Origin of the sequence: Alistipes intestinihominis (genome assembly GCF_040095975.1) — a bacterium.
Lineage (GTDB): Bacteria > Bacteroidota > Bacteroidia > Bacteroidales > Rikenellaceae > Alistipes > Alistipes senegalensis.
The window spans coordinates 67,575-87,200 of the sequence record NZ_JBBMFL010000005.1 but is presented as its reverse complement, the minus strand read 5'-3'; the positions used below and the strand labels follow the sequence as shown (position 1 = coordinate 87,200).

Sequence of the window (19,626 nt, the reverse complement as noted above, 5' to 3'; positions counted from 1 at the left end):
AGATAAAATAAAATTCCTGAAAAAACGTTACCTTTGCAACATTATATATTTGTATACTATGAGCAAAAAAAAGATAGAAACCTTCGAAGTGGACGACATGAACCTGGTCCCCGAACTGCTCGACGGCAAACACCACGTGATTCCCATCGTCACCGGCGGTGACGAGCCCGTGGAGGAGGTCGAGGTCCCCGAGATCATACCCATCCTCACGCTGCGCTCCTCGGTGCTTTTCCCGGGAGCGATAACCCCCATCACGGTGGGCCGCGACAAGAGCATCAACCTCGTGCGCGCCGTGAATGCCGAGGGCGGCATCCTGGGTGCCGTGCTGCAACGCGAAAGCGATGTCGAGGACCCCGCGCCGGACGACATGTACAAGGTCGGCACCGCGGCGCGGATCATCAAGATACTGGAGATGCCCAACGGCAACCTGACGGTGATCCTGAACGGTCTGGAGAAGATCGAGATCACGGAGTACATCACCACCGAGCCCTATTTCAAGGCCCGGGTGACGGCCCTGCGCGACTCGACCCCCGATCTGAAGAGCATCGAGTTCGAGGCCCTCGTGGATTCGATCCGCGACGTGGCGCTGAACATCATCAACGTTTCGCCGTCGATGCCCAAGGAGGCGGCCTTCGCCATCAAGAACATCGACTCGAAGCGCGGCATCATCAACTTCATCTGCTCCAACATGGAGCTTACGGACGAAGACCGCCAGTCGCTGCTGGAGGCCCCCGGCCTGCTGGCCCGCGCCCGCAAGCTGCTGGAGATACTCATCCGCGAACAGCAGCTGGCCGAGCTGAAGAGCCAGATTCAGGAGCGCGTCAAGCAGGAGATCGACAAGCAGCAGCGCGACTACTACCTGCAACAGCAGATGCGCACCATTCAGGACGAGCTGGGCGACGGCGCCGACGCCGACATCGAGAAGATGCGCGAGGCGGCCAAGAAGAAGAACTGGCCCAAGGAGGTGGGCGAAACCTTCGAGAAGGAGTTGCAGAAGGTCGAGCGGCTGAACCCCGCCGTGGCCGAATACTCGGTGCAGATGACCTACCTGCAACTGCTGCTGGAGCTGCCGTGGAACGACGTGACGAAGGACAATCTCGACCTGACCTGCGCCCGCGAACAGCTCGACCGCGACCACTTCGGTCTCGACGAGGTGAAGGAACGCATCCTGGAACACCTGGCGGTCATCAAGCTCAAGGGCGACCTCAAATCCCCGATCCTCTGCCTCTACGGCCCTCCGGGCGTGGGCAAAACCTCGCTGGGCAAGTCGGTCGCCGCGGCGCTGGGCCGCAAGTTCGGCCGCATCTCGCTGGGCGGACTGCACGACGAGTCGGAGATCCGCGGACACCGCCGCACCTACATCGGCGCCATGCCGGGCCGGATCATCCAGACCATCAAACGGTGCGGATCGTCCAACCCCGTGATTATTCTCGACGAGGTGGACAAGGTGACGGTCTCGAACCACGGCGACCCGTCGAGCGCCCTGCTGGAGGTCCTCGACCCGGAGCAGAACACCACTTTCCACGACAACTACATCGACATGGAATACGACCTGTCGAAGGTGCTGTTCATCGCCACGGCCAACAACATCGCCAACATCGCCCCGGCACTGCGCGACCGCATGGAGATGATCAACATCCCCGGCTACCTCGTGGAGGAGAAGGTGCGCATCGCGCTGGACCACCTGCTGCCCAAGCAGCGTGAGGCCCACGGCATCAAGGAGCCGGAGATGACGATGTCGGCGGAGACCGTCGAAGGGATCGTTTCGGGCTATACGCGCGAGGCGGGCGTCCGCTCGCTGGACAAGAATCTGGCGAAGATCGCCCGAGCCCGCGCCAAGCAGATCGCCTTCGACGAGGCTTTCGCGCCCGAGGTTTCGGCCCGGGAGGTCGAGAAGATCCTCGGCATGCCCAAATTCCTCCGCGAAGAGTACGAGGTGGGCGGCATGACGGGCGTCGTGACGGGCCTCGCATGGACCGAGGTCGGCGGCGACATCCTCTACATCGAATCGGTGCTGACGCCCGGCAAGGGCAAGGTGAGCCTCACGGGCAACCTGGGCGAGGTGATGAAGGAGTCGGCCACGATCGCCCACGAGTGGGTGATGGCCCACCACAAGGAGCTGGGCATCGACCCGGAGATGTTCGAGAAGAACGACATCAATATCCACGTGCCGGAGGGTGCGATCCCGAAGGACGGTCCCTCGGCCGGCATCACGATGGTCACCTCGATCGTCTCGACCTACACGGGCCGCAAGGTGAAGGAGCGCATCGCCATGACGGGCGAGACGACCCTCCGCGGACGGGTGATGCCCGTGGGCGGCGTGAAGGAGAAGATTTTGGCCGCCAAGCGCGCCGGCATCACCGAGCTGATCCTCTCGGAGGAGAACCGCAAGGACATCGCCGAGATCAAGGCCGATTATATCGCCGGGCTGACGTTCCACTACGTGAAGACCAACGACGAGGTGCTGAAACTGGCTTTGGAGTAGATGAATGTCGAGGAGTTCCGGACCTACTGCCTCTCGTTCGCAGGGACGCACGACGATTTCCCGTTCGGCAAATCGTCGTCGGATTACGACCGGGACATACTCGTCTTTTACGTGCTGGACAAGTGGTTCTGCTTCGTGAACGCCGTGGCGTGGGATTTCTGCAACCTGCGGTGCGCTCCTGAGCGGATTCCGGAACTGCGGGAGCGTTACGAGGGCATCGGCCCGGGCTGGCACATGAACAAAAAACATTGGATCAGCGTCCGCTTCGACAGCGACGTGCCCGGGCAACTTCTGAAGGAGCTGGTCCGGCAGTCGTATGAACTGGCGACGGCGCATCTGACGAAAAAGCAGCGGGCCGAACTGGCCGAAAAAGATAAGCAGCTATGAAATTCATTGCGATCATTCCCGCGCGCTACGCTTCGACGCGCTTTCCCGGCAAGCCGCTGGCCCTGCTGGGCGGGAAACCCGTCATCCGGCGGGTCTACGAGCAGGTCGCCGGCGTGCTGGACGACGCCGTGGTGGCTACCGACGACGAGCGTATCTACGACGCCGTGCGGGCTTTCGGAGGGCGGGTCGAAATGACCTCCCCGGATCATCGGAGCGGCACCGACCGCTGCCGGGAGGCCTATGACCGGCTGGGCGTGGAGTACGACGTGGTCGTGAACGTGCAGGGCGACGAACCTTTTATCCGGCCCTCGCAGCTGGAGGCCGTGAAGCGGTGTTTCGACGACCCCGCGACCGACATCGCCACGCTCGTGAAACCTTTCACGGAGGCCGACGGACTCGCCGCCCTCGAAAATCCCAACTCCCCCAAGGTGCTCCTCGACGCACAGTCGCGGGCCGTCTATTTTTCTCGCTCGGTGATCCCCTATCTGCGGGGCGTTCCGCGCGAGGAGTGGCTTGCGCGCCACACCTTTTATAAACATATCGGGCTCTACGCTTTCCGCACCGACGTGCTGCGCGCGGTGACGGACCTGCCGCAGTCGGCGCTCGAAAAGGCCGAATCGCTCGAACAGCTGCGCTGGCTGGAGAACGGATACAAGATCGGCGTGGGGATTTCGGAGGTCGAGACCGTCGGTATCGACACCCCCGAAGACCTGCAAAAAGCAGAACGCTTTTTGCAATTAAAAATGAATAATTAGGTGTGTGGACTCGGGTTTCACATCCTGCAATTGTCTTTAACCTCCGCTTAATGAGCGAGGTCATTGCGAGGAGCGAAGCGACGTGGCAATCTGCGGAGAAGCGTTGCGACGTTACGGATTCGTAAGCGGATTGCAACAGCCTCTGATGAGGCTTCGCAATGACAAAATATTATGCATGGAATTAAAAATTGGGAGTTCGGCAAATTCTTAATTCTTAATTCTTAATTTTTAATTAAATTTTATGGCAATAAAATTCATCGCGGGCCCGTGCGTGATCGAGTCTGCCGAACTGCTGGACACCGTGGCCGAACGGCTGACGGCCATCAACCGGACGCTCGGCACCGACATCATCTTCAAGGCGTCGTTCGACAAGGCCAACCGCACGTCGATCGCGTCGTTCCGCGGCCCGGGGCTCGAAAAAGGGTTGCAGATGCTTGCCGACGTGCGGGCCAAATGGGGGCTGAAAATCCTCACGGACATCCACGAACCGGCGCAGGCCGCGCCCGTGGGCGAGGTGGCCGACGTAATCCAGATTCCGGCTTTCCTCTGCCGCCAGACCGATCTGGTAGTCGCCGCGGCGAAGACCGGACGGACGGTGAACATCAAGAAGGCCCAGTTCCTCTCGGGCCCCGACATGCAATATCCCTACGAAAAGGCCCGCGAGGCCGGAGCCTCCGACATCTGGCTGACCGAGCGCGGCAATTCGTTCGGTTACAACAATCTGGTCGTCGATTTCCGCAACATCCCCGACATGCTGAAGATCGCCCCCACGGTCGTCATGGACTGCACCCACTCGGTGCAGCGTCCCGGCGCGGCGGGCGGCAAGACGGGCGGCAACCGGGAGTTCGTGCCCGCTATGGCCCTTGCGGCCAAGGCGTTCGGGGCCAACGGCTTCTTCTTCGAGGTGCATCCCGATCCCGACAAGGGGCTGAGCGACGCCGCGAACATGCTGCGGCTCGATGATTTGGAAGCGTTAATTAAATCCCTGCTGTAAATGACCGATACGACAAAGGCGCAGATTCTCGCGGTGGCCCGCAAGGCGGTCCATACGGAGATGCTGACGCTCAAACATCTGGAAGAGACTTTGGGCGACGAGTTCGCCGCGGCCGTGGAGATGATTCTCGGAAGCCGCGGCAAGTGTATCATCACGGGCATGGGCAAGTCGGGCCTCGTGGGGCGCAAGATCGCCGCGACGCTCGCCTCGACCGGCACTCCGAGCTTTTTTCTGCATCCCGGAGAGGCTTTCCACGGCGACCTGGGCATGATTTCGAAGGAGGATATCGTGGTGGCGCTCTCTTATTCGGGCGAGACGGACGAGATTCTGAAAATCGTTCCCTTCATCCACTCCAACGGCAACCGGCTCATTTCGATGACCGGCAATCCCGAGTCGGCGCTGGCCCGGAATTCCGACGTGCATCTGGATGTCGGGGTCCGCGAGGAGGCTTGCATCCTGCACCTCGCGCCCACTTCGTCAACCACGGCGCAGATCGCTATGGGTGATGCGCTGGCCGTGTCGCTGATGCAGATGCGGGGGTTCACGAGCGTCGATTTCGCGCGCCTGCATCCGGGCGGAAGCCTCGGGCGGCGTCTGCTGATGACCGTGGGCAACGTCATGCGCGACCACGACCTGCCGGTGGTGGCTCCCGACTGCCCGGCGACGGAGATGATCCACGCCATTTCGAAAGGCGGGCTGGGGCTGATCGTGATCTGCGACGGCGACCGCATCAAGGGCATCGTCACCGACGGCGACGTGCGCCGTGCGATGGAGCGCCTGCGCGGGGAGTTCTTCAATATCAAAGCCGCAGACATCGCCACGCGCAATCCCAAGACCATCGCGCCGGATGAGAAGCTGATCGAGGCCGAGAAGATGATGACCCGCAACAAGGTCACCTCGCTGCTCGTGACGGACGATGCGGGCAAACTCTCGGGCGTGATTCAGATTTACGACATCAAACTGTAACATCTTTATGTTCATCGTCCGACTCACCTACAAGAAGCCGCTTGCCGAGGTGGAGCGGCACCTCGCGGCGCATCGTGAATACCTCGACCGGCACTATGCCGACGGGGCGTTCCTTTGCTCGGGGCCGCAGAATCCCCGCTCGGGAGGCATCATCCTCTGCCGTGCCTCGGACCGCGCGGCCGTCGAGGCCCTGACGTGCGACGATCCGTTCCGCATCCACGGCGTCGCCGACTACGAGATCGTCGAGTTTTCGCCGACGAAACACCTGCCCGGATTCGAGGCGTTTCTGTAAGACGAAAGGAGGTTTTGAAAAACCTCCTTTTTTATTTCCGGATGTAGTGCGGCATCTCGGCGGGTATCTCCATCGAGATTTCCACCAGCCCGCGGACCTCGCCGCGCTCTTTCCAGGCCGTCTGGTAGATCATCTTGCGCGTGCCCTGCTTCTCGATCGTGTAGGCGTTCGTGCCTCCCGTGGCGAGCATCCGGCGGATCATCCCGCGCGAACGTTCGTTGTGGCAGTCGAAGAGGTTCCGGCCGATCAGGTCGCCGTGTTTGGCGAAAGCGGCCCGCGCCTTTTCGTTCATGTAGAGGATCGTGCCCTCGGTGTCGCACACCGTGACGGCGTAACCGGCCTCCTCGGCCCAGGGGTAGGGGTTTTCCATGACTATTGCTGGATTTTCACTAACTGTTCGCGGTAGGCGTTCAGGATGCGCGACTTGGAGATGAACCCGAGGTAGCGCCCCTGCTTGTCCACGACGGGCAGCATCCACGTGTGCTTGTCCTCGAATTTCTCCATGACGCTCAGGATCGTTTCGTGCTCGATGATCCTGTCCGGGGGCGGGATCATGTAGTCCGAGATCGGACGGCCGTAGCGTTCGTGCTTGAACATGTCTTCGCGCAGGTCGTCGAGCTGGACCACGCCGATCAGCCGTCCGAAGTTGTCGATCACGGGGAAGATGTTGCGGCGCGCCGTCGAGATGATGTGAACGATGTCCCCGAGGGTCATGTTCTCCTTGATGCGCAGGAAATCGGTCTCCATCAGCTCCTCCAGCTTCAGGAAGACGAACACCGACTGGTCCTTGTCGTGGGTCAGCAGTTCGCCGTTCAGACGCAGCTGTTTGGTGTAGATCGAGTCGGGGTCGAGGTAGTAGCCCACGGCGAACGAGATGCAGGCCGTGGTCATCAGCGGGATGAAGAGTCCGTAGCCGTTCGAGAGTTCGGCGATGAGGAATATCGACGTGAGCGGGGCCTTCATCACCCCCGACATGACGCCCGCCATGCCCACCAGCGTGAACGAGACGATCGAGACCTCCCAGCCGAACAGCGTGTTGCAGACGAGCGCCAGCGAAGCGCCCGTGAACGCCCCGACGAAAAGCGATGGGGCGAAAGTTCCGCCCACGCCGCCCGCGGCGTTGGTCGAAGCCATGGCGATGACCTTGAAGAACATCGTGGCGATGACGAAGAGGATGACCACCCAGTCGATGTCGCGGAAGCGGTAGAAGAGCGAGTTGTTGAACAGCTCCTGCGCGTTGCCGTGCATGAGCGAGGTGAAGCCCTCGTAGCCCTCGCCGTACAGCGGCGGGAAGATGAAGATCAGGACGCCGAGGACCACGCCGCCCCAGATCCACTTCTTGTACTGCTTGTCGATGCCCTTGAAGAAGTTCCCGACGCGGGAGTTCATCGAGGTGAAATACCACGACATCAGCCCGCTCAGCACGCCCAGCAGGATGAAAAGCGGTATCTGCCACAGTTCGAACGCATCTTCGGGGGCCAGCGTGATGGCCAGAATCGGGTCGAAGCCGCGCAGCATGAAGGCCATCGTCGTGGCGGTGATCGAGGCGATCAGCAGCGGGATGACCGAGCCGGCGGTGATGTCGAGCATCAGGATCTCCAGCACGAAGACCACGCCCGTGATCGGGGCCTTGAAGATCGCCGCCAGGGCGGCTCCGGCGCCGCAGCACAGCAGCAGCGTCGTGTGTTTGTAGTTGAGGCGCGCCAGCCGTCCGATGTTCGACCCGATGGCGGCCCCCGTCAGCACGATCGGGGCCTCGGGACCCACCGAACCGCCGAATCCGATGGTCGTGGCACCGCCCACGACCGAGGTCCAGCAGTTGTGGCCGGCGATGCGCGAGTTGCGGCGCGACATGGCGTACAGCACGCGCGTCACGCCCTCGGAGATGTTGTCGCGGACGATGTATTTGACGAAGAGCGTCGCCAGAATGATGCCCACGGCGGGGTAGATCAGCAGCAGGAAATGGGCGCTGTCCACCGGGAACCAGCTGATGAGCCCCTGTTTGATGAAGTGGAGCAGGATTTCGAACAGATAGGTCCCCAGCCCCGCGAGCACGCCGACCACCACGGCCAGAAGCATCATGATCTGGCTGTTCGACAGCCTCCGGGTCAGCCGGAGGAATTCGAGGTAGATGCGGTCGGCGCGGAAAGACATGCGGCGCAATTAAGGATTGAGAACTAAAAATTAAGAATTTTCATTGAGGTCCGGGGCGTGCGGCAAAACGGACGGAATGGGGATCTTTAATTTTTAACTGTATTCGCAAAATGTTCGGCCTGGCCGGCGATCAGCTCCTTGTCGTCGAAGTAGTCGATCTTCATGGCGGCGCGGACTTCGGCGAGGGTCGCGGCGGCCGTTGCGCGGGCTTTTTCCGAGCCTTTGCGCAGGATTTCGTACACCTCGCCGATGCGGCCCTCGTAGTAGCGGCGGCGTTCGCGGATCGGATCGAGCGTTTCGTTGAGCACGGCGATCAGCAGCTTTTTCACCTTCACGTCGCCCAGTCCGCCGCGGCGGTAGTGCGCTTTCAACTCCTCCAAAGAGGAGTATTCGGGCAGGTATTTCGCAAAATGTTCGGGACGGCTGAAGGCGTCGAGATAGGTGAAGACCGTGTTGCCCTCGACCTTGCCCGGGTCCTCCACGCGCAGGTGGTCGGGATCGGTGTACATGCCCATCACCTTCTTTTTCACCTCGTCGGCCGTGTCCGACAGATAGATGCAGTTGTTGAGCGACTTGGACATCTTGGCCTTGCCGTCGGTGCCCGGCAGACGCAGGCAGGCGGCGTTATCGGGCAACAGGATTTCGGGTTCGACGAGCGTTTCGCCGTAGACCGCGTTGAACTTGTGGACGATCTCGCGCGTCTGCTCGATCATCGGCTCCTGATCCTCGCCGACGGGGACGGTCGTGGCCTTGAAGGCCGTGATGTCCGACGCCTGCGAGATGGGGTAGGTGAAGAATCCGACGGGGATGCCCTGACGCTGCGCGGTGTCGCCCTCGGCGGCGCCCTCGGCGAATCCGCGCAGGGCGATTTCGGCCTTCACGGTCGGGTTGCGCTGCAAACGCTGCACGGTCACCAGGTTCATGTAGTAGAACGCCAGCTCGCACAGTTCGGGGACCTGCGACTGGATGAAGAGCGTCGATTGTGCGGGGTCGAGGCCCACCGAGAGGTAGTCCAGCGCGACTTCGATGATGTTCTGACGCACCTTTTCCGGATTGTCGGCGTTGTCGGTGAGCGCCTGCGCGTCGGCGATCATGATGAATATCTTGTCGAATTCTCCCGAGTTTTGCAGTTCGACGCGGCGGCGCAGCGAACCTACGAAATGACCCAGATGAAGGCGGCCCGTGGGACGGTCGCCGGTGAGGATGATTTTTGCCATATTTTTAGAGAAAATACATTTTGCGGGCGAAGATACGAAAAAGAACTGACGACGCCAAAACCGAATTGCATCCGGTGCGGCAAAACTTTCCGACTTCCTAAAAGGGTCGTTACGACCCCGAAGATACGAAAAACTATGCGGCAATGCGAAAAAGTTGTCCGATATAGATTTTTTTTATATATTCGCAGGGTAAAATAGACTTCTGCTATGACGATAATCCAACTCGAATATCTGTTGGCCGTGGCCAACTGCGGCAGTTTCTCGCTGGCTGCCGAACATTGCTTCGTGACGCAGCCTTCGCTGAGCATGCAGGTCAAGTCGCTCGAAGAGGAGCTGGGCGTGGTGCTGCTCGACCGCTCGAAAAAGCCCGTCATCCCCACCGAGGCGGGCGAAGTGGTGCTGGAGCAGGCGCGCGAGACGATCAAGGCTTACAATTACATCCGGGAGGCCGTCGCGGAGCTGAAGGGCGAGACGGCGGGCAAACTGCGGCTGGGGGTCATTCCGACCATCGCGCCCTACCTGCTGCACAAGTTCATCCCGGCGTTCGTGCGCGACTATCCGAAGGTGGAGCTGGAGATCTCCGAGATGATCACGTCGGACATCGTCGATGCGTTGAAGCGCGACCGCATCGACGCGGCGCTGGTGGCCAGCGGCACCTGCGGGGAGGGCATCCTCGAACAGGAGCTTTTCAACGACCGTTTCTACGCCTACGTGTCGCCTGAGAATCCGCTCTACGAACGGCAGAACATCCGCATCGAGGACATCGACCTGAAGGACCTCGTGATCCTGAGCCCCGGCAACTGCATGCGCGACCAGATCATCGAGCTGTGCCAGGCGCGCCGCAACATGCCTTCGCGTTATTCGTTCGAATCGGGGTCGCTGGACACGCTGATGCGCATCGTGGACTGCACGTCGTGTCTGACGATCATTCCCGAGATGGCCCTCGAATACATTCCTGCGGACCGCCGCGACCGGCTGAAAACCCTCGCCAAGGGGGCTACGTCGCGTAAGATCGCCGTCGCCGTGCGCCGCACCTACGTCAAGAATTCGATCATCCGGGCCCTGACCGAAACCATTTTGGCCAATGTCCCGGGTGCGAAGTCATAGCCTCCGCAACCGATAACAACGCGCCCGGCAGTTTTTCTGCCGGGCGCGTTGTTTCAGGCCGCGTTTATTCGGAAATCTCCGCTTTTTTTGCCGCGCCTTTCCATCCGGCGGAGATGTATTGTTCGTCGGAAAGCCCTGCGGCGGGCGGACCGGCGAGTGCCCGGATAGGACGATAAAAACGAAACTGCCGACAAAAAGAGCGAAATAATGAATACCCCTCCGGGCAATATGCCGCACGGCGCGCGATTTTTGGGCGGTTGCTTTCAAATCTCATTCTCTTTTCGTACCTTTGCAAGGTTATAGACTCCTATTGCATATTTATGGATAAACTGATCGAAACGATCGTCAGCGCGATTGAAGATAAAAAAGGTAAGAATATTGTATCGTTGGACCTCTCGGGATTCGACGGGGCGATTTGTTCACATTTCATCGTCTGCAACGCGGATTCCACGACGCAGGTGTGCGCCATCGCCGACGGAATCGAGGAACGGGTGCTCGAGAAGCTGGGCGAGAAGGTCTGGCGCGTCGAAGGCCAGCAGAACGGCGTGTGGGTCGCCATGGACTATGTGGATGTCGTGGTCCACATTTTCCAGACCGAACTGCGCGGTTTCTACAAGCTCGAGGAGCTGTGGGCCGACGCGCCGATGGTGAAGTACGAATACGAAGAGTAGAAAGGCATTATGGCACAGAAACGCAAGAACAACAATAAAATGAATATGAACATGCCGCGGCCCTCGATGCTGTGGATCTACGGCCTGATCGGCGCGTTCATCATCGGCTGGTACGTCTTCGGCGATGTCAACGACACGCCCCTGCCCAGCGACTGGACCACCGTCCGGGAGATGGTCGAGAAAGGCGACGTGGAGAAGATTCAGGTCGTCAACCGCGACCAGGCGCAGGTGTTCCTGAAAAAGGACGCCGCCGAAAAATACCGCAGCGACTCGACGGACAAACGCTTCCGCCGCCTGCCCGATACGGGTGTGCAGCTGATCTTCACCATCGGGTCGGTCGATTCGTTCCGCGAGGATCTGAAGGTCGCCGAGGAGACCTCGGGGCAGACGGTCCCGGTGATCTATGAGAACAAGGCCAATGACTGGACCAGCATTTTGATCAACCTGCTGCCGTGGGTGGTCATCATCGGGGCGTGGTTCTTCGTCATGCGCTCCATGTCGCGCGGCGCCGGCGCCGGAGGCGGCGGGGGCATTATGAACGTGGGCAAGGCCAAGGCGCAGGTCTTCGACAAGGACAACGCCAAGCGCGTGACGTTCAAGGACGTGGCGGGTCTGGAAGAGGCCAAGGTCGAGATCATGGAGATCGTGGACTTCCTCAAAAAGGCCGACAAATACAAGGAGCTGGGCGCCAAGATTCCGAAGGGCGCGCTGCTGGTAGGCCCTCCGGGAACCGGCAAGACCCTGCTGGCCAAGGCCGTCGCGGGCGAGGCCAACGTGCCGTTCCTCTCGATTTCGGGTTCGGATTTCGTGGAGATGTTCGTCGGCGTGGGCGCCTCGCGTGTCCGCGACCTCTTCGAGCAGGCCAAGCAGAAGGCTCCGTGCATCGTCTTCATCGACGAGATCGACGCCATCGGCCGGGCCCGCGGCAAGAACGCCGGATTCTCGGGCAACGACGAGCGTGAAAATACGCTGAACCAGCTGCTGACGGAGATGGACGGTTTCCAGACCAATACGGGCGTGATCGTCCTCGCGGCCACGAACCGCGCCGACATCCTCGACAAGGCGCTGATGCGCGCCGGGCGTTTCGACCGTCAGATCGAAGTGGGGCTGCCCGACGTGAAGGAGCGCGAGGAGATTTTCAACGTCCACCTGCGTCCGCTGAAACTCGATCCGCAGCTCGACCGTTCGTTCCTGGCGCGTCAGACGCCGGGTTTCTCGGGCGCCGACATCGCCAACGTCTGCAATGAGGCTGCGCTGATCGCCGCCCGCCACAACAAGAAATTCATCTCGAAAGAGGACTTCCTCGCCGCCATCGACCGGATCGTGGGCGGTCTGGAGCGCAAGAACAAGATCATCACCGACGAGGAGAAGCGCGTGATCGCCTTCCACGAGGCCGGACACGCCACGGTGAGCTGGATTCTCGAAAACGCCAGCCCGCTGATCAAGGTGACGATCATCCCGCGCGGCAAGGCGCTGGGCGCCGCCTGGTATCTGCCCGAGGAGCGTCAGATCACCACGCGCGAGCAGATGATGGACGAATTGGCCGCCACGCTCGGCGGCCGCGTGTCGGAGCAGCTGACCTTCGGGCAGGTTTCGACGGGCGCCCTGAACGATCTGGAGCGCGTCACCAAGCAGGCTTACGCTATGGTGGCCTATTACGGCATGAGCGAGAACGTCGGCACGCTCTCCTACTACGATTCCACGGGCCAGAGCGACATGGCTTTCACCAAGCCTTATTCGGAGCAGACGGCCCAGCAGATCGACACCGAGGCCAAACGGGTGATCGAGCAAGCCTATAAGATGGCCGAGCAGGTGTTGCGCGAGCACGCCGACGGCCTGAAAGAGCTGGCCGAGCTGCTGCTCTCCCGCGAGGTGGTCTTCACCGAGGATGTCGAGCGCATCTTCGGCAAGCGCAAGAAGGACATCGAGCGCGAGCGCAAGGAGGCCGAGGCGAAAGCCAAGGCCGGGGGCGGCACTCCCGCCGGGGAGGAACCCGGGGCCGGGACGCAGGCTGCCGCGGTCGCCGGCCCTGAGGCTGGGCCCGACAAACCCGAAGCGGCTCCCGCAGCCCCGTCCGTCGCTGCACCCGAAGCCGAATAACCCCGTCGAACCCTCTACAACCCTTGAAAACAGATGAGTGAAAAAATGAAGAACCTCCGGGTGCGCACGCTGAGCGGGGCAGTCCTCGCGGCGGTGGTGCTCGGGGCCGTAATCTGGTCGCAGTGGAGCTTCGGCCTGCTGCTGATGGCGTTGCTCGTGGTCGGCATGTCGGAGTTCTACACGCTGGCCGAGAAGCAGGGCAGCCATCCCCAGCGGATCGTGGGACTGGTGGCCGGGGCGGTGTTGTTCGCCCTCAATTTCGCCTTTGTCTCGGACGACATCGAGATACTCGAAAGCGCCCGGCAGGCTTTTGCCTGCGGACTGGCCTTCCTGCTGCTGTCGCTGCCCGCCATGTTCATCTGCGAACTCTACCGCCGGCAGGGGAATCCCGCCGCCGATATCGGCACGACCCTGATGGGCGTGGTCTACGTGGCCCTGCCGTTTTCGGTGATGTGCTATATCCCGATGATCGGCAGCGATGTCTGGAACCCTTGGGTGATGCTTTTCTACATCTTCATCATCTGGTGCAACGACGTTTTCGCCTATCTGGTGGGCATGTCGGTCGGCCGTCACCGGCTGTTCGAACGCCTCTCGCCCAAAAAGTCGTGGGAGGGATTCTTCGGCGGCGTCGCCGGGGCCGTCGTCATGGGGCTGGTCGCAGCCCGGGTGCTGGACGGCGGCTACGTGGCGTGGGCCGGGCTGGCGCTGGTCGCGGCGGTCTCGGGCGTGCTGGGCGATCTGGTGGAGTCGATGTTCAAGCGCGCCGCGGACGTGAAGGATTCCGGGGCGCTGATCCCCGGCCACGGCGGAGTGCTGGACCGTTTCGACGCCATGCTGCTGTCGGCGCCGTTCGTCTTCGTCTATATGCTTTTTGTGATGTAACTGCAAACCTTAACGTTTATGAGAATCAATAAGGAAGGATATAAGATCATCGGCGTTTCGGGAGTTATCTGCCTGCTCCTGTGGTGGCTGTTCTATCATCTGCTGGTCCACGACGCGAACATCTCGCTGCTGTGGTTCAGCGCCGTCGTGCTGTTGCTGTTCTGGTTCTTCATCGTGGCGTTCTTCCGCGAGCCCCGCCGGGTGCGCATCCACGATGCCGACCTGGTCTTCGCCCCCTGCGACGGCCGCGTGGTCGTGACGGAGGTCGTGTCGGAGAACGAATACCTCAAAGAGGAGATGTTGCAGATCTCGATCTTCATGTCCATCACCAACGTCCACATGAACTGGGTTCCCGTGGGCGGCGAGGTGGAGTATTTCAAATACCATCCGGGGCGTTTCCTGGTGGCGTGGCACCCCAAGTCCTCGACCGAGAACGAACGCACGACCACCGTGGTGCGGATGCCCTCGGGCCAAAAGGTGCTCTTCCGCCAGATCGCGGGGCTGATCGCCCGGCGCATCATCTCGTACATGACCGTCGGCCATCAGGTCGAGCAGAACAGCGTCTGCGGATTCATCAAGTTCGGGTCGCGCGTCGATGTGCTCGTGCCGAAGGACAGCGAACTGCTGGTGGAGATCGGCGATCCCACCGTGGGGTCGCAGACCCCGATCGCCCGGCTGCGCAAGAACATAGAAAACGCATAGGACGATGAAGGCGACGCCCCAGACCTTCCTGCGGTTCATCGCGGGCGCGGCAATCGCCGCGGTCGTGCTCTTTCTGGTCTGGTATTTCTCGTCGATCGTCGTCTACATCCTCGTTTCGGCCGTGCTGGCCGTCATGGGGCGCCCGTTGGTCAAACGTCTTGCGGGCGTGCATTTCAGAGGGTGGCAGGTGCCGCGCTGGCTGGCCGCGCTGGCGACCCTCGCGGTGATCTGGGTGGTGGTGGCCACGTTGTGCTCGCTGTTCGTGCCGCTGGTCTTCAACAAGATCAACCAGTTCGCCCATGTCGATTTCGCCGCGGTCGTGGGGAGGATCGGCGAACCCATCGCCCGGATGCAGCACGATTTGCAGGTGCTCTTTTCGCTGCCCGAAAGCACCTTCTCGCTCTCGGATGAACTGACCTCGGCCCTCAAACAGGTCATCGACATCAATTCGCTCAATACGATCTTCTCGTCGGTCATCAACGTGGTCCTGTCGTCGGTGATCGCCGTCTTCTCCATTTCATTCATCACCTTCTTCTTCCTCAAGGAGGAGGGGCTCTTCTATGCGATGGTCACGGCGGTCTTCCCGGAACACTACCACGACAACATCACCCGGGCGCTGGATTCGGTGACGGTGCTGCTGGCGCGCTATTTCACGGGCATCCTCTCGGAGAGCCTGTTGCTGACGGTCGCCGTGTCGCTGGTGATGATGGCTTTCGGGATGAAGGCCGCCGACGCTGCGTTCATCGGCCTCATCATGGGGGTGATGAACGTCGTTCCCTATGCCGGGCCGCTGATCGGCGGCATCGTCTCGGTCTTCGTGGGCATCGTTTCGCCGATCGAGGGGATGGGCGTGGGACATACGGTCTTCATTATCGTCGGGTCGCTGTTGATTATCAAGGGGATGGACGATTTCATCCTCCAGCCGGCGCTCTATTCGGCGCGGGTGAAGGCTCATCCGCTGGAGATTTTCCTCGTGATCCTCATCGCCGGGTCGCTGGCGGGGATTCTGGGCATGCTGCTGGCCATCCCGTCCTACACGGTGATCCGCGTCTTTGCCAAGGAGTTCTTCTCGCAGTTCCGGCTGGTGCGCAAACTGACTGAAAAAATCTGATGGAACGGATTCTGATCGAGGGCGTTGTGGAGCACGGACGCCGGTTGGGGCGTGAGTTGGGTTTTCCGACGGCCAACCTGGCCGTTCCGGAGACGGTCGCGGCCGACGACGGGGTCTACCGTTCGCGGGCCGAGGTCGGGGGACGGACTTACGATGCGATGTCGAACTTGGGGCGCAACCCCTCGGTCGGAGGCGTCGAACGGCGTCTGGAGACCCATATTTTCGATTTCGGGGGCGAGCTGTACGGCCGTCCGCTGCGCGTCGAGCTGCTCGAAAAAATCCGCGACGAACGCAAGTTCGCCACGGTGGAGGAGCTTCGGGAGCAGATCGCCCGGGACAAGGAATATATTTTAAGAAACAGATAGGAATATGTATTTGGATTTGACACTTCCCTACAAGGTCGCCGATATGTCGCTGGCCGAGTGGGGCCGCAAGGAGATCGAGATCTCCGAGCACGAAATGCCGGGACTGATGGCCGTGCGCCGCAAATACGGGCCCCGGAAGCCGCTGAAGGGCGTGCGCGTGATGGGATCGCTGCACATGACCATCCAGACCGCCGTGCTGATCGAAACCCTCGTGGAGCTGGGCGCTGACGTGCGCTGGTGCTCGTGCAACATCTTCTCGACGCAGGACCATGCCGCCGCGGCCATCGCCGCCGCGGGCGTTCCGGTCTTCGCGTGGAAGGGCGAGACGCTGCCCGAGTACTGGTGGTGCACCGCCATGGCGCTCTCGTTCCCCGGCGGCAAGGGGCCGCAGCTGATCGTGGACGACGGCGGCGACGCCACGCTGCTGATTCACAAGGGCTATAAGGCCGAAAACGACGCCTCGACGCTCGACTACGAGCCTTCGTCCTACGAGGAGGAGGTGATTCTCGACACGCTGAAGCGGATTTTGGCCGAGGAGCCCGAAAAATGGCACCGCACGGTCGCCGAGTGGAAGGGCGTGAGCGAGGAGACCACCACGGGCGTACACCGCCTCTACCAGATGCAGGAGGCCGGCGAGCTGCTCGTTCCGGCCATCAACGTCAACGATTCGTGCACCAAGTCGAAGTTCGACAACCTCTACGGCTGCCGCGAGTCGCTGGCCGACGGCATCAAGCGCGCTACGGACGTGATGATCGCCGGCAAGGTGGTCGTCGTGTGCGGTTACGGCGACGTGGGCAAGGGATGCGCCCGCTCGATGCGTTCCTACGGTGCCCGGGTGATCGTCACGGAGATCGACCCCATCTGCGCCTTGCAGGCTGCGATGGAGGGCTTCGAGGTGAAGACCGTGGGGAGCGCGCTCGCCGAGGGCAACATCTACGTCACCTGTACCGGCAACTGCGACATCATCACGCTGGAACACATGGAGAAGATGCGCGATCAGGCCATCGTCTGCAACATCGGCCATTTCGACAACGAGATTCAGATGGCGCGCCTCGAAAAATCGGCTGCCGTGAAACTGAACATCAAGCCGCAGGTCGATAAGTTCACCTTCCCCGACGGACATTCGATCTTCATTCTGGCGGAAGGGCGTCTGGTGAACCTCGGATGCGCCACGGGACACCCTTCGTTCGTGATGTCGAACTCCTTCACCAACCAGTGCCTCGCGCAGATGGAGTTGTGGGAGAAGCATCTCGAAGTGGGGGTCTACCGCCTGCCGAAGCACCTCGACGAGGAGGTCGCACGCCTGCATCTGGACAATCTGGGCGTCGAACTGACACACCTGACTCCCAAGCAGGCCGCCTACATCGGCGTTCCCGAAGAGGGACCCTACAAGGCCGAGCACTACCGCTATTGACGGCGTTACGGAGTAGGGAAAAGGGACTCTCAAGTCCCCGGAATTGAAAATCACCCCTGCCGGAGCTTGCTCCGACAGGGGTGAAATCGTTGAAAGCGCTCTTGTCGGGCCGCCTCTTTGTTTTCAGAAGGTCACTGCGAACCAGCCTCTCAGCGCGGGCCATGTGTCGGCCGCGACGTGGATCAGCATGCCCGCCGAGGCGGCGATCTTGATCCCCGTGCCGACGATGAACGAGAGGAACGAACCGAACCCTATCAGAAAGGCTTTCGGCACGTCGCTGCGGTCGTTGAGCAGTTCGCCCAGCACGGCGCCCAGAAAGGGACCGAGAAAGATGCCCACGGGCGGGAAAAGGAAGAACCCTGCGAAGACGCCCACCGTGGCGCCGATGGCGCCCGCGCGCGAACCGCCGAAGCAGCGCGTCATCCACGCCGGGAGAAAATAGTCGGCGACGCTCACGGCGACGGTCACCCCGAGCCACAGCCACAGCGCCGAGGCGCTCATCTGGGAATAGGAGGTGAAATAGGCGCAAAGAAGCCCCGCGTAGCTCAGCACCACGCCCGGCAGGGCGGGCACGATACAACCGATGATGCCCAGTATCGAGAGTGCGAAAGCGAGCAGGGAGAGCGTGATGTCCATCGGAAGAGGCTTCGGGTGATTTCATGCTTTTCCGCGGCCGGGCCTGCCGGCCTGCGGCGTTATTCGACGAGCCGGTTGGTCGCCGTGTCGGGGAATACGATCCACGGCCGGAATTGCTTGGCCTCCTCGAAATCCATCAGCGCATAGGAGGCGATGATGATGACATCGCCGACCTGTACCTTGCGCGCTGCGGCGCCGTTCAGGCAGATGCAGCCGCTGCCGCGTTCGCCCTTGATGATGTAGGTCTCGAAACGCTCTCCGTTATTGATGTCCATAATCTGGACCTTCTCGCCTTCGATCATGTTGGCGGCTTCCATGAGCGCCTCGTCGATGGTGATGCTCCCCACGTAGTTCAGGTCGGCCTGCGTGACCGTTACGCGGTGGATCTTCGATTTGATGACTTCAATCTGGAATTTCATTATCGGATTCGGATATTGTCGATTAAACGGATGTCTCCCGCCTGTACGGCGATACAGCCCTGAATGCGTTCCGAGGCGTCCCATGCCGGCACCTCCTGCATCGTCAGCGCATCGACCGACTGGTAGTAGATCACTTTGAGCCGCGGATCGCTCTCCACCTCGGCCGTCACCCACGCTTTCAGTCCGGCGGGCGTCAGTTCGTGCGATTTCTCCGCGGCACGGCGCAGCACGGCGTAGATGTGCGGTGCGGCGGCGCGGTGCGGGGCGTCGAGCAGCTGATTGCGCGAGGAGAGCGCCAGCCCGTCGTCGCCGCGGACGATCGGGCACTCCACGATCTCGACCGGCAGCCGCAGCTGGGCCACCATCGCCTTGATGACGGCGATCTGCTGGAAATCCTTTTCCCCGAAATAGGCGCGCGCCGGACGCACGATGTCGAACAGGCGGCTGACGACCTGCGCCACGCCGTTGAAATGGCCGGGACGCGTCGCGCCCTCCATCACCTTGTCGATCTGCCCGAAGTCGAAGACCCGGGTGTCCTCCTCGGGGTAGATCTCCTCGACCGAGGGCATCAGCACGAGGTCCGCGCCGGCCTCCTCCAGGAGTTTCCGGTCCGCCTCCGGGGTGCGGGGGTAGTGACGGAGGTCGTTCTTGTCGTTGAACTGCGTGGGATTCACGAAGACGCTCACGACGACTGTGGCGTTCTCCTTCCGCGCGTGCTCGACGAGCGAACGGTGCCCCGCATGCAGGGCGCCCATCGTGGGAACGAATCCGATGCCCGATTGCTCCGTCCGGTCCAACTCGGCGCGAAGCTCCTTGACGCTTGTAAATACTTTCATCTCTTTTTGAAACGAGTTGCGGGGCAAAGGTAGAAATTCCCTCAGACATAACGAAGGAAAATCGTAAAAAATAGTTCGGCGGCGTTCCGAAAGGGCGGCGGCGCAGAACGATTTCCGTTCTGCGCCGCCTTTG

General features: G+C 61.2%; 20 protein-coding genes. 14 read left to right on the top strand and 6 right to left on the bottom strand.

Annotated features, from left to right (window positions below; all coding sequences use genetic code 11):
- Positions 1 to 58: 58 nt before the first annotated feature.
- From lon to WMO46_RS05970, 6 genes are all read left to right on the top strand, one after another.
- Positions 59 to 2,485, top strand: a complete 2,427-nt coding sequence (gene lon, locus WMO46_RS05995) for an endopeptidase La (protein WP_019149694.1) — start codon at positions 59 to 61, stop codon at positions 2,483 to 2,485.
- Positions 2,486 to 2,872 carry an MmcQ/YjbR family DNA-binding protein gene (locus WMO46_RS05990; RefSeq protein WP_129650525.1) on the top strand — a complete coding sequence of 129 codons (387 nt, stop codon included), beginning with the start codon at positions 2,486 to 2,488 and terminating at the stop codon, positions 2,870 to 2,872.
- Positions 2,869 to 3,627 (top strand): 3-deoxy-manno-octulosonate cytidylyltransferase, encoded by a 759-nt coding sequence (gene kdsB, locus WMO46_RS05985; RefSeq protein ID WP_349094005.1) that lies wholly within the window; start codon positions 2,869 to 2,871, stop codon positions 3,625 to 3,627. Before WMO46_RS05990 ends, kdsB begins: the two co-directional genes overlap by 4 nt.
- A 241-nt stretch (positions 3,628 to 3,868) precedes the next feature.
- A complete protein-coding gene (gene kdsA / locus WMO46_RS05980) occupies positions 3,869 to 4,621 on the top strand; it encodes a 3-deoxy-8-phosphooctulonate synthase (protein ID WP_129650523.1) in 753 nt (250 codons plus the stop codon).
- Entirely contained in the window at positions 4,622 to 5,587 is a 966-nt protein-coding gene (locus WMO46_RS05975) for a KpsF/GutQ family sugar-phosphate isomerase (protein ID WP_349094004.1), read from the top strand.
- Positions 5,588 to 5,594: 7 nt separating this feature from the next.
- Positions 5,595 to 5,879: a YciI family protein gene (locus tag WMO46_RS05970; protein ID WP_195496660.1), complete on the top strand. Its 285-nt coding sequence runs from the start codon at positions 5,595 to 5,597 to the stop codon at positions 5,877 to 5,879.
- Positions 5,880 to 5,910: 31 nt separating this feature from the next.
- Here the strand turns inward: WMO46_RS05970 and WMO46_RS05965 are convergent, their stop codons facing one another.
- The 3 genes from WMO46_RS05965 to trpS all read right to left on the bottom strand — a co-directional run bounded on the left by WMO46_RS05965 (position 5,911) and on the right by trpS (position 9,250).
- Complete coding sequence (locus WMO46_RS05965; protein WP_349094003.1) at positions 5,911 to 6,249, bottom strand: PAS domain-containing protein; 339 nt, start codon at positions 6,247 to 6,249, stop codon at positions 5,911 to 5,913.
- A 2-nt stretch (positions 6,250 to 6,251) separates the two neighbouring features.
- A complete protein-coding gene (locus tag WMO46_RS05960; protein WP_019149701.1) occupies positions 6,252 to 8,033 on the bottom strand; it encodes a chloride channel protein in 1,782 nt (593 codons plus the stop codon).
- Between the two features lie 86 nt (positions 8,034 to 8,119).
- A complete protein-coding gene (gene trpS, locus WMO46_RS05955; RefSeq protein WP_195496662.1) occupies positions 8,120 to 9,250 on the bottom strand; it encodes a tryptophan--tRNA ligase in 1,131 nt (376 codons plus the stop codon).
- A 207-nt stretch (positions 9,251 to 9,457) separates the two neighbouring features.
- On the opposite strand from trpS, the gene WMO46_RS05950 reads away from it, so the two are divergent.
- The 8 genes from WMO46_RS05950 to ahcY all read left to right on the top strand — a co-directional run bounded on the left by WMO46_RS05950 (position 9,458) and on the right by ahcY (position 17,602).
- Positions 9,458 to 10,357, top strand: a complete 900-nt coding sequence (locus WMO46_RS05950; protein WP_019149703.1) for a hydrogen peroxide-inducible genes activator — start codon at positions 9,458 to 9,460, stop codon at positions 10,355 to 10,357.
- A 320-nt stretch (positions 10,358 to 10,677) separates the two neighbouring features.
- A complete protein-coding gene (rsfS, locus tag WMO46_RS05945) occupies positions 10,678 to 11,028 on the top strand; it encodes a ribosome silencing factor (protein WP_019149704.1) in 351 nt (116 codons plus the stop codon).
- Between the two features lie 9 nt (positions 11,029 to 11,037).
- Positions 11,038 to 13,128: an ATP-dependent zinc metalloprotease FtsH gene (gene ftsH, locus WMO46_RS05940; protein WP_278966424.1), complete on the top strand. Its 2,091-nt coding sequence runs from the start codon at positions 11,038 to 11,040 to the stop codon at positions 13,126 to 13,128.
- A gap of 33 nt (positions 13,129 to 13,161) precedes the next feature.
- Positions 13,162 to 14,010: a phosphatidate cytidylyltransferase gene (locus tag WMO46_RS05935; RefSeq protein ID WP_349094002.1), complete on the top strand. Its 849-nt coding sequence runs from the start codon at positions 13,162 to 13,164 to the stop codon at positions 14,008 to 14,010.
- An 18-nt stretch (positions 14,011 to 14,028) separates the two neighbouring features.
- Positions 14,029 to 14,712 carry a phosphatidylserine decarboxylase family protein gene (locus WMO46_RS05930; protein ID WP_019149707.1) on the top strand — a complete coding sequence of 228 codons (684 nt, stop codon included), beginning with the start codon at positions 14,029 to 14,031 and terminating at the stop codon, positions 14,710 to 14,712.
- 4 nt (positions 14,713 to 14,716) lie between these two features.
- Positions 14,717 to 15,823: an AI-2E family transporter gene (locus WMO46_RS05925; RefSeq protein ID WP_196016548.1), complete on the top strand. Its 1,107-nt coding sequence runs from the start codon at positions 14,717 to 14,719 to the stop codon at positions 15,821 to 15,823.
- On the top strand, positions 15,823 to 16,188 hold the full coding sequence (locus tag WMO46_RS05920) for a riboflavin kinase (protein ID WP_129650516.1): 366 nt from the start codon (positions 15,823 to 15,825) through the stop codon (positions 16,186 to 16,188). The genes WMO46_RS05925 and WMO46_RS05920 overlap by 1 nt, the downstream gene beginning before the upstream one ends.
- A 4-nt stretch (positions 16,189 to 16,192) precedes the next feature.
- Entirely contained in the window at positions 16,193 to 17,602 is a 1,410-nt protein-coding gene (ahcY, locus tag WMO46_RS05915) for an adenosylhomocysteinase (RefSeq protein WP_349094001.1), read from the top strand.
- Positions 17,603 to 17,725: 123 nt separating this feature from the next.
- On the opposite strand, the gene WMO46_RS05910 is transcribed toward ahcY, so the two are convergent.
- From WMO46_RS05910 to panC, 3 genes are read right to left on the bottom strand one after another with little or no spacing between them, the layout of a single operon-like run.
- The gene (locus tag WMO46_RS05910) at positions 17,726 to 18,238 is read right to left on the bottom strand and encodes a DUF456 domain-containing protein (RefSeq protein WP_349094000.1); all 513 of its coding nucleotides are present in this window, start codon (positions 18,236 to 18,238) and stop codon (positions 17,726 to 17,728) included.
- Between the two features lie 59 nt (positions 18,239 to 18,297).
- Positions 18,298 to 18,657, bottom strand: a complete 360-nt coding sequence (gene panD / locus WMO46_RS05905; protein ID WP_019149713.1) for an aspartate 1-decarboxylase — start codon at positions 18,655 to 18,657, stop codon at positions 18,298 to 18,300.
- Entirely contained in the window at positions 18,657 to 19,493 is an 837-nt protein-coding gene (gene panC / locus WMO46_RS05900; protein WP_019149714.1) for a pantoate--beta-alanine ligase, read from the bottom strand. The genes panD and panC overlap by 1 nt, the downstream gene beginning before the upstream one ends.
- Between the last annotated feature and the right edge of the window lie 133 nt (positions 19,494 to 19,626).

Excerpts from the sequence above, each read along its gene's own strand:
- lon (WP_019149694.1), top strand. The coding sequence starts at position 59 with ATGAGCAAAAAAAAGATAGAAACCTTCGAAGTGGACGACATGAACCTG.
- WMO46_RS05990 (WP_129650525.1), top strand. The coding sequence starts at position 2,486 with ATGAATGTCGAGGAGTTCCGGACCTACTGCCTCTCGTTCGCAGGGACG.
- kdsB (WP_349094005.1), top strand. The coding sequence starts at position 2,869 with ATGAAATTCATTGCGATCATTCCCGCGCGCTACGCTTCGACGCGCTTT.
- kdsA (WP_129650523.1), top strand. The coding sequence starts at position 3,869 with ATGGCAATAAAATTCATCGCGGGCCCGTGCGTGATCGAGTCTGCCGAA.
- WMO46_RS05975 (WP_349094004.1), top strand. The coding sequence starts at position 4,622 with ATGACCGATACGACAAAGGCGCAGATTCTCGCGGTGGCCCGCAAGGCG.
- WMO46_RS05970 (WP_195496660.1), top strand. The coding sequence starts at position 5,595 with ATGTTCATCGTCCGACTCACCTACAAGAAGCCGCTTGCCGAGGTGGAG.
- WMO46_RS05965 (WP_349094003.1), bottom strand. The coding sequence starts at position 6,249 with ATGGAAAACCCCTACCCCTGGGCCGAGGAGGCCGGTTACGCCGTCACG.
- WMO46_RS05960 (WP_019149701.1), bottom strand. The coding sequence starts at position 8,033 with ATGTCTTTCCGCGCCGACCGCATCTACCTCGAATTCCTCCGGCTGACC.
- trpS (WP_195496662.1), bottom strand. The coding sequence starts at position 9,250 with ATGGCAAAAATCATCCTCACCGGCGACCGTCCCACGGGCCGCCTTCAT.
- WMO46_RS05950 (WP_019149703.1), top strand. The coding sequence starts at position 9,458 with ATGACGATAATCCAACTCGAATATCTGTTGGCCGTGGCCAACTGCGGC.
- rsfS (WP_019149704.1), top strand. The coding sequence starts at position 10,678 with ATGGATAAACTGATCGAAACGATCGTCAGCGCGATTGAAGATAAAAAA.
- ftsH (WP_278966424.1), top strand. The coding sequence starts at position 11,038 with ATGGCACAGAAACGCAAGAACAACAATAAAATGAATATGAACATGCCG.
- WMO46_RS05935 (WP_349094002.1), top strand. The coding sequence starts at position 13,162 with ATGAGTGAAAAAATGAAGAACCTCCGGGTGCGCACGCTGAGCGGGGCA.
- WMO46_RS05930 (WP_019149707.1), top strand. The coding sequence starts at position 14,029 with ATGAGAATCAATAAGGAAGGATATAAGATCATCGGCGTTTCGGGAGTT.
- WMO46_RS05925 (WP_196016548.1), top strand. The coding sequence starts at position 14,717 with ATGAAGGCGACGCCCCAGACCTTCCTGCGGTTCATCGCGGGCGCGGCA.
- WMO46_RS05920 (WP_129650516.1), top strand. The coding sequence starts at position 15,823 with ATGGAACGGATTCTGATCGAGGGCGTTGTGGAGCACGGACGCCGGTTG.
- ahcY (WP_349094001.1), top strand. The coding sequence starts at position 16,193 with ATGTATTTGGATTTGACACTTCCCTACAAGGTCGCCGATATGTCGCTG.
- WMO46_RS05910 (WP_349094000.1), bottom strand. The coding sequence starts at position 18,238 with ATGGACATCACGCTCTCCCTGCTCGCTTTCGCACTCTCGATACTGGGC.
- panD (WP_019149713.1), bottom strand. The coding sequence starts at position 18,657 with ATGAAATTCCAGATTGAAGTCATCAAATCGAAGATCCACCGCGTAACG.
- panC (WP_019149714.1), bottom strand. The coding sequence starts at position 19,493 with ATGAAAGTATTTACAAGCGTCAAGGAGCTTCGCGCCGAGTTGGACCGG.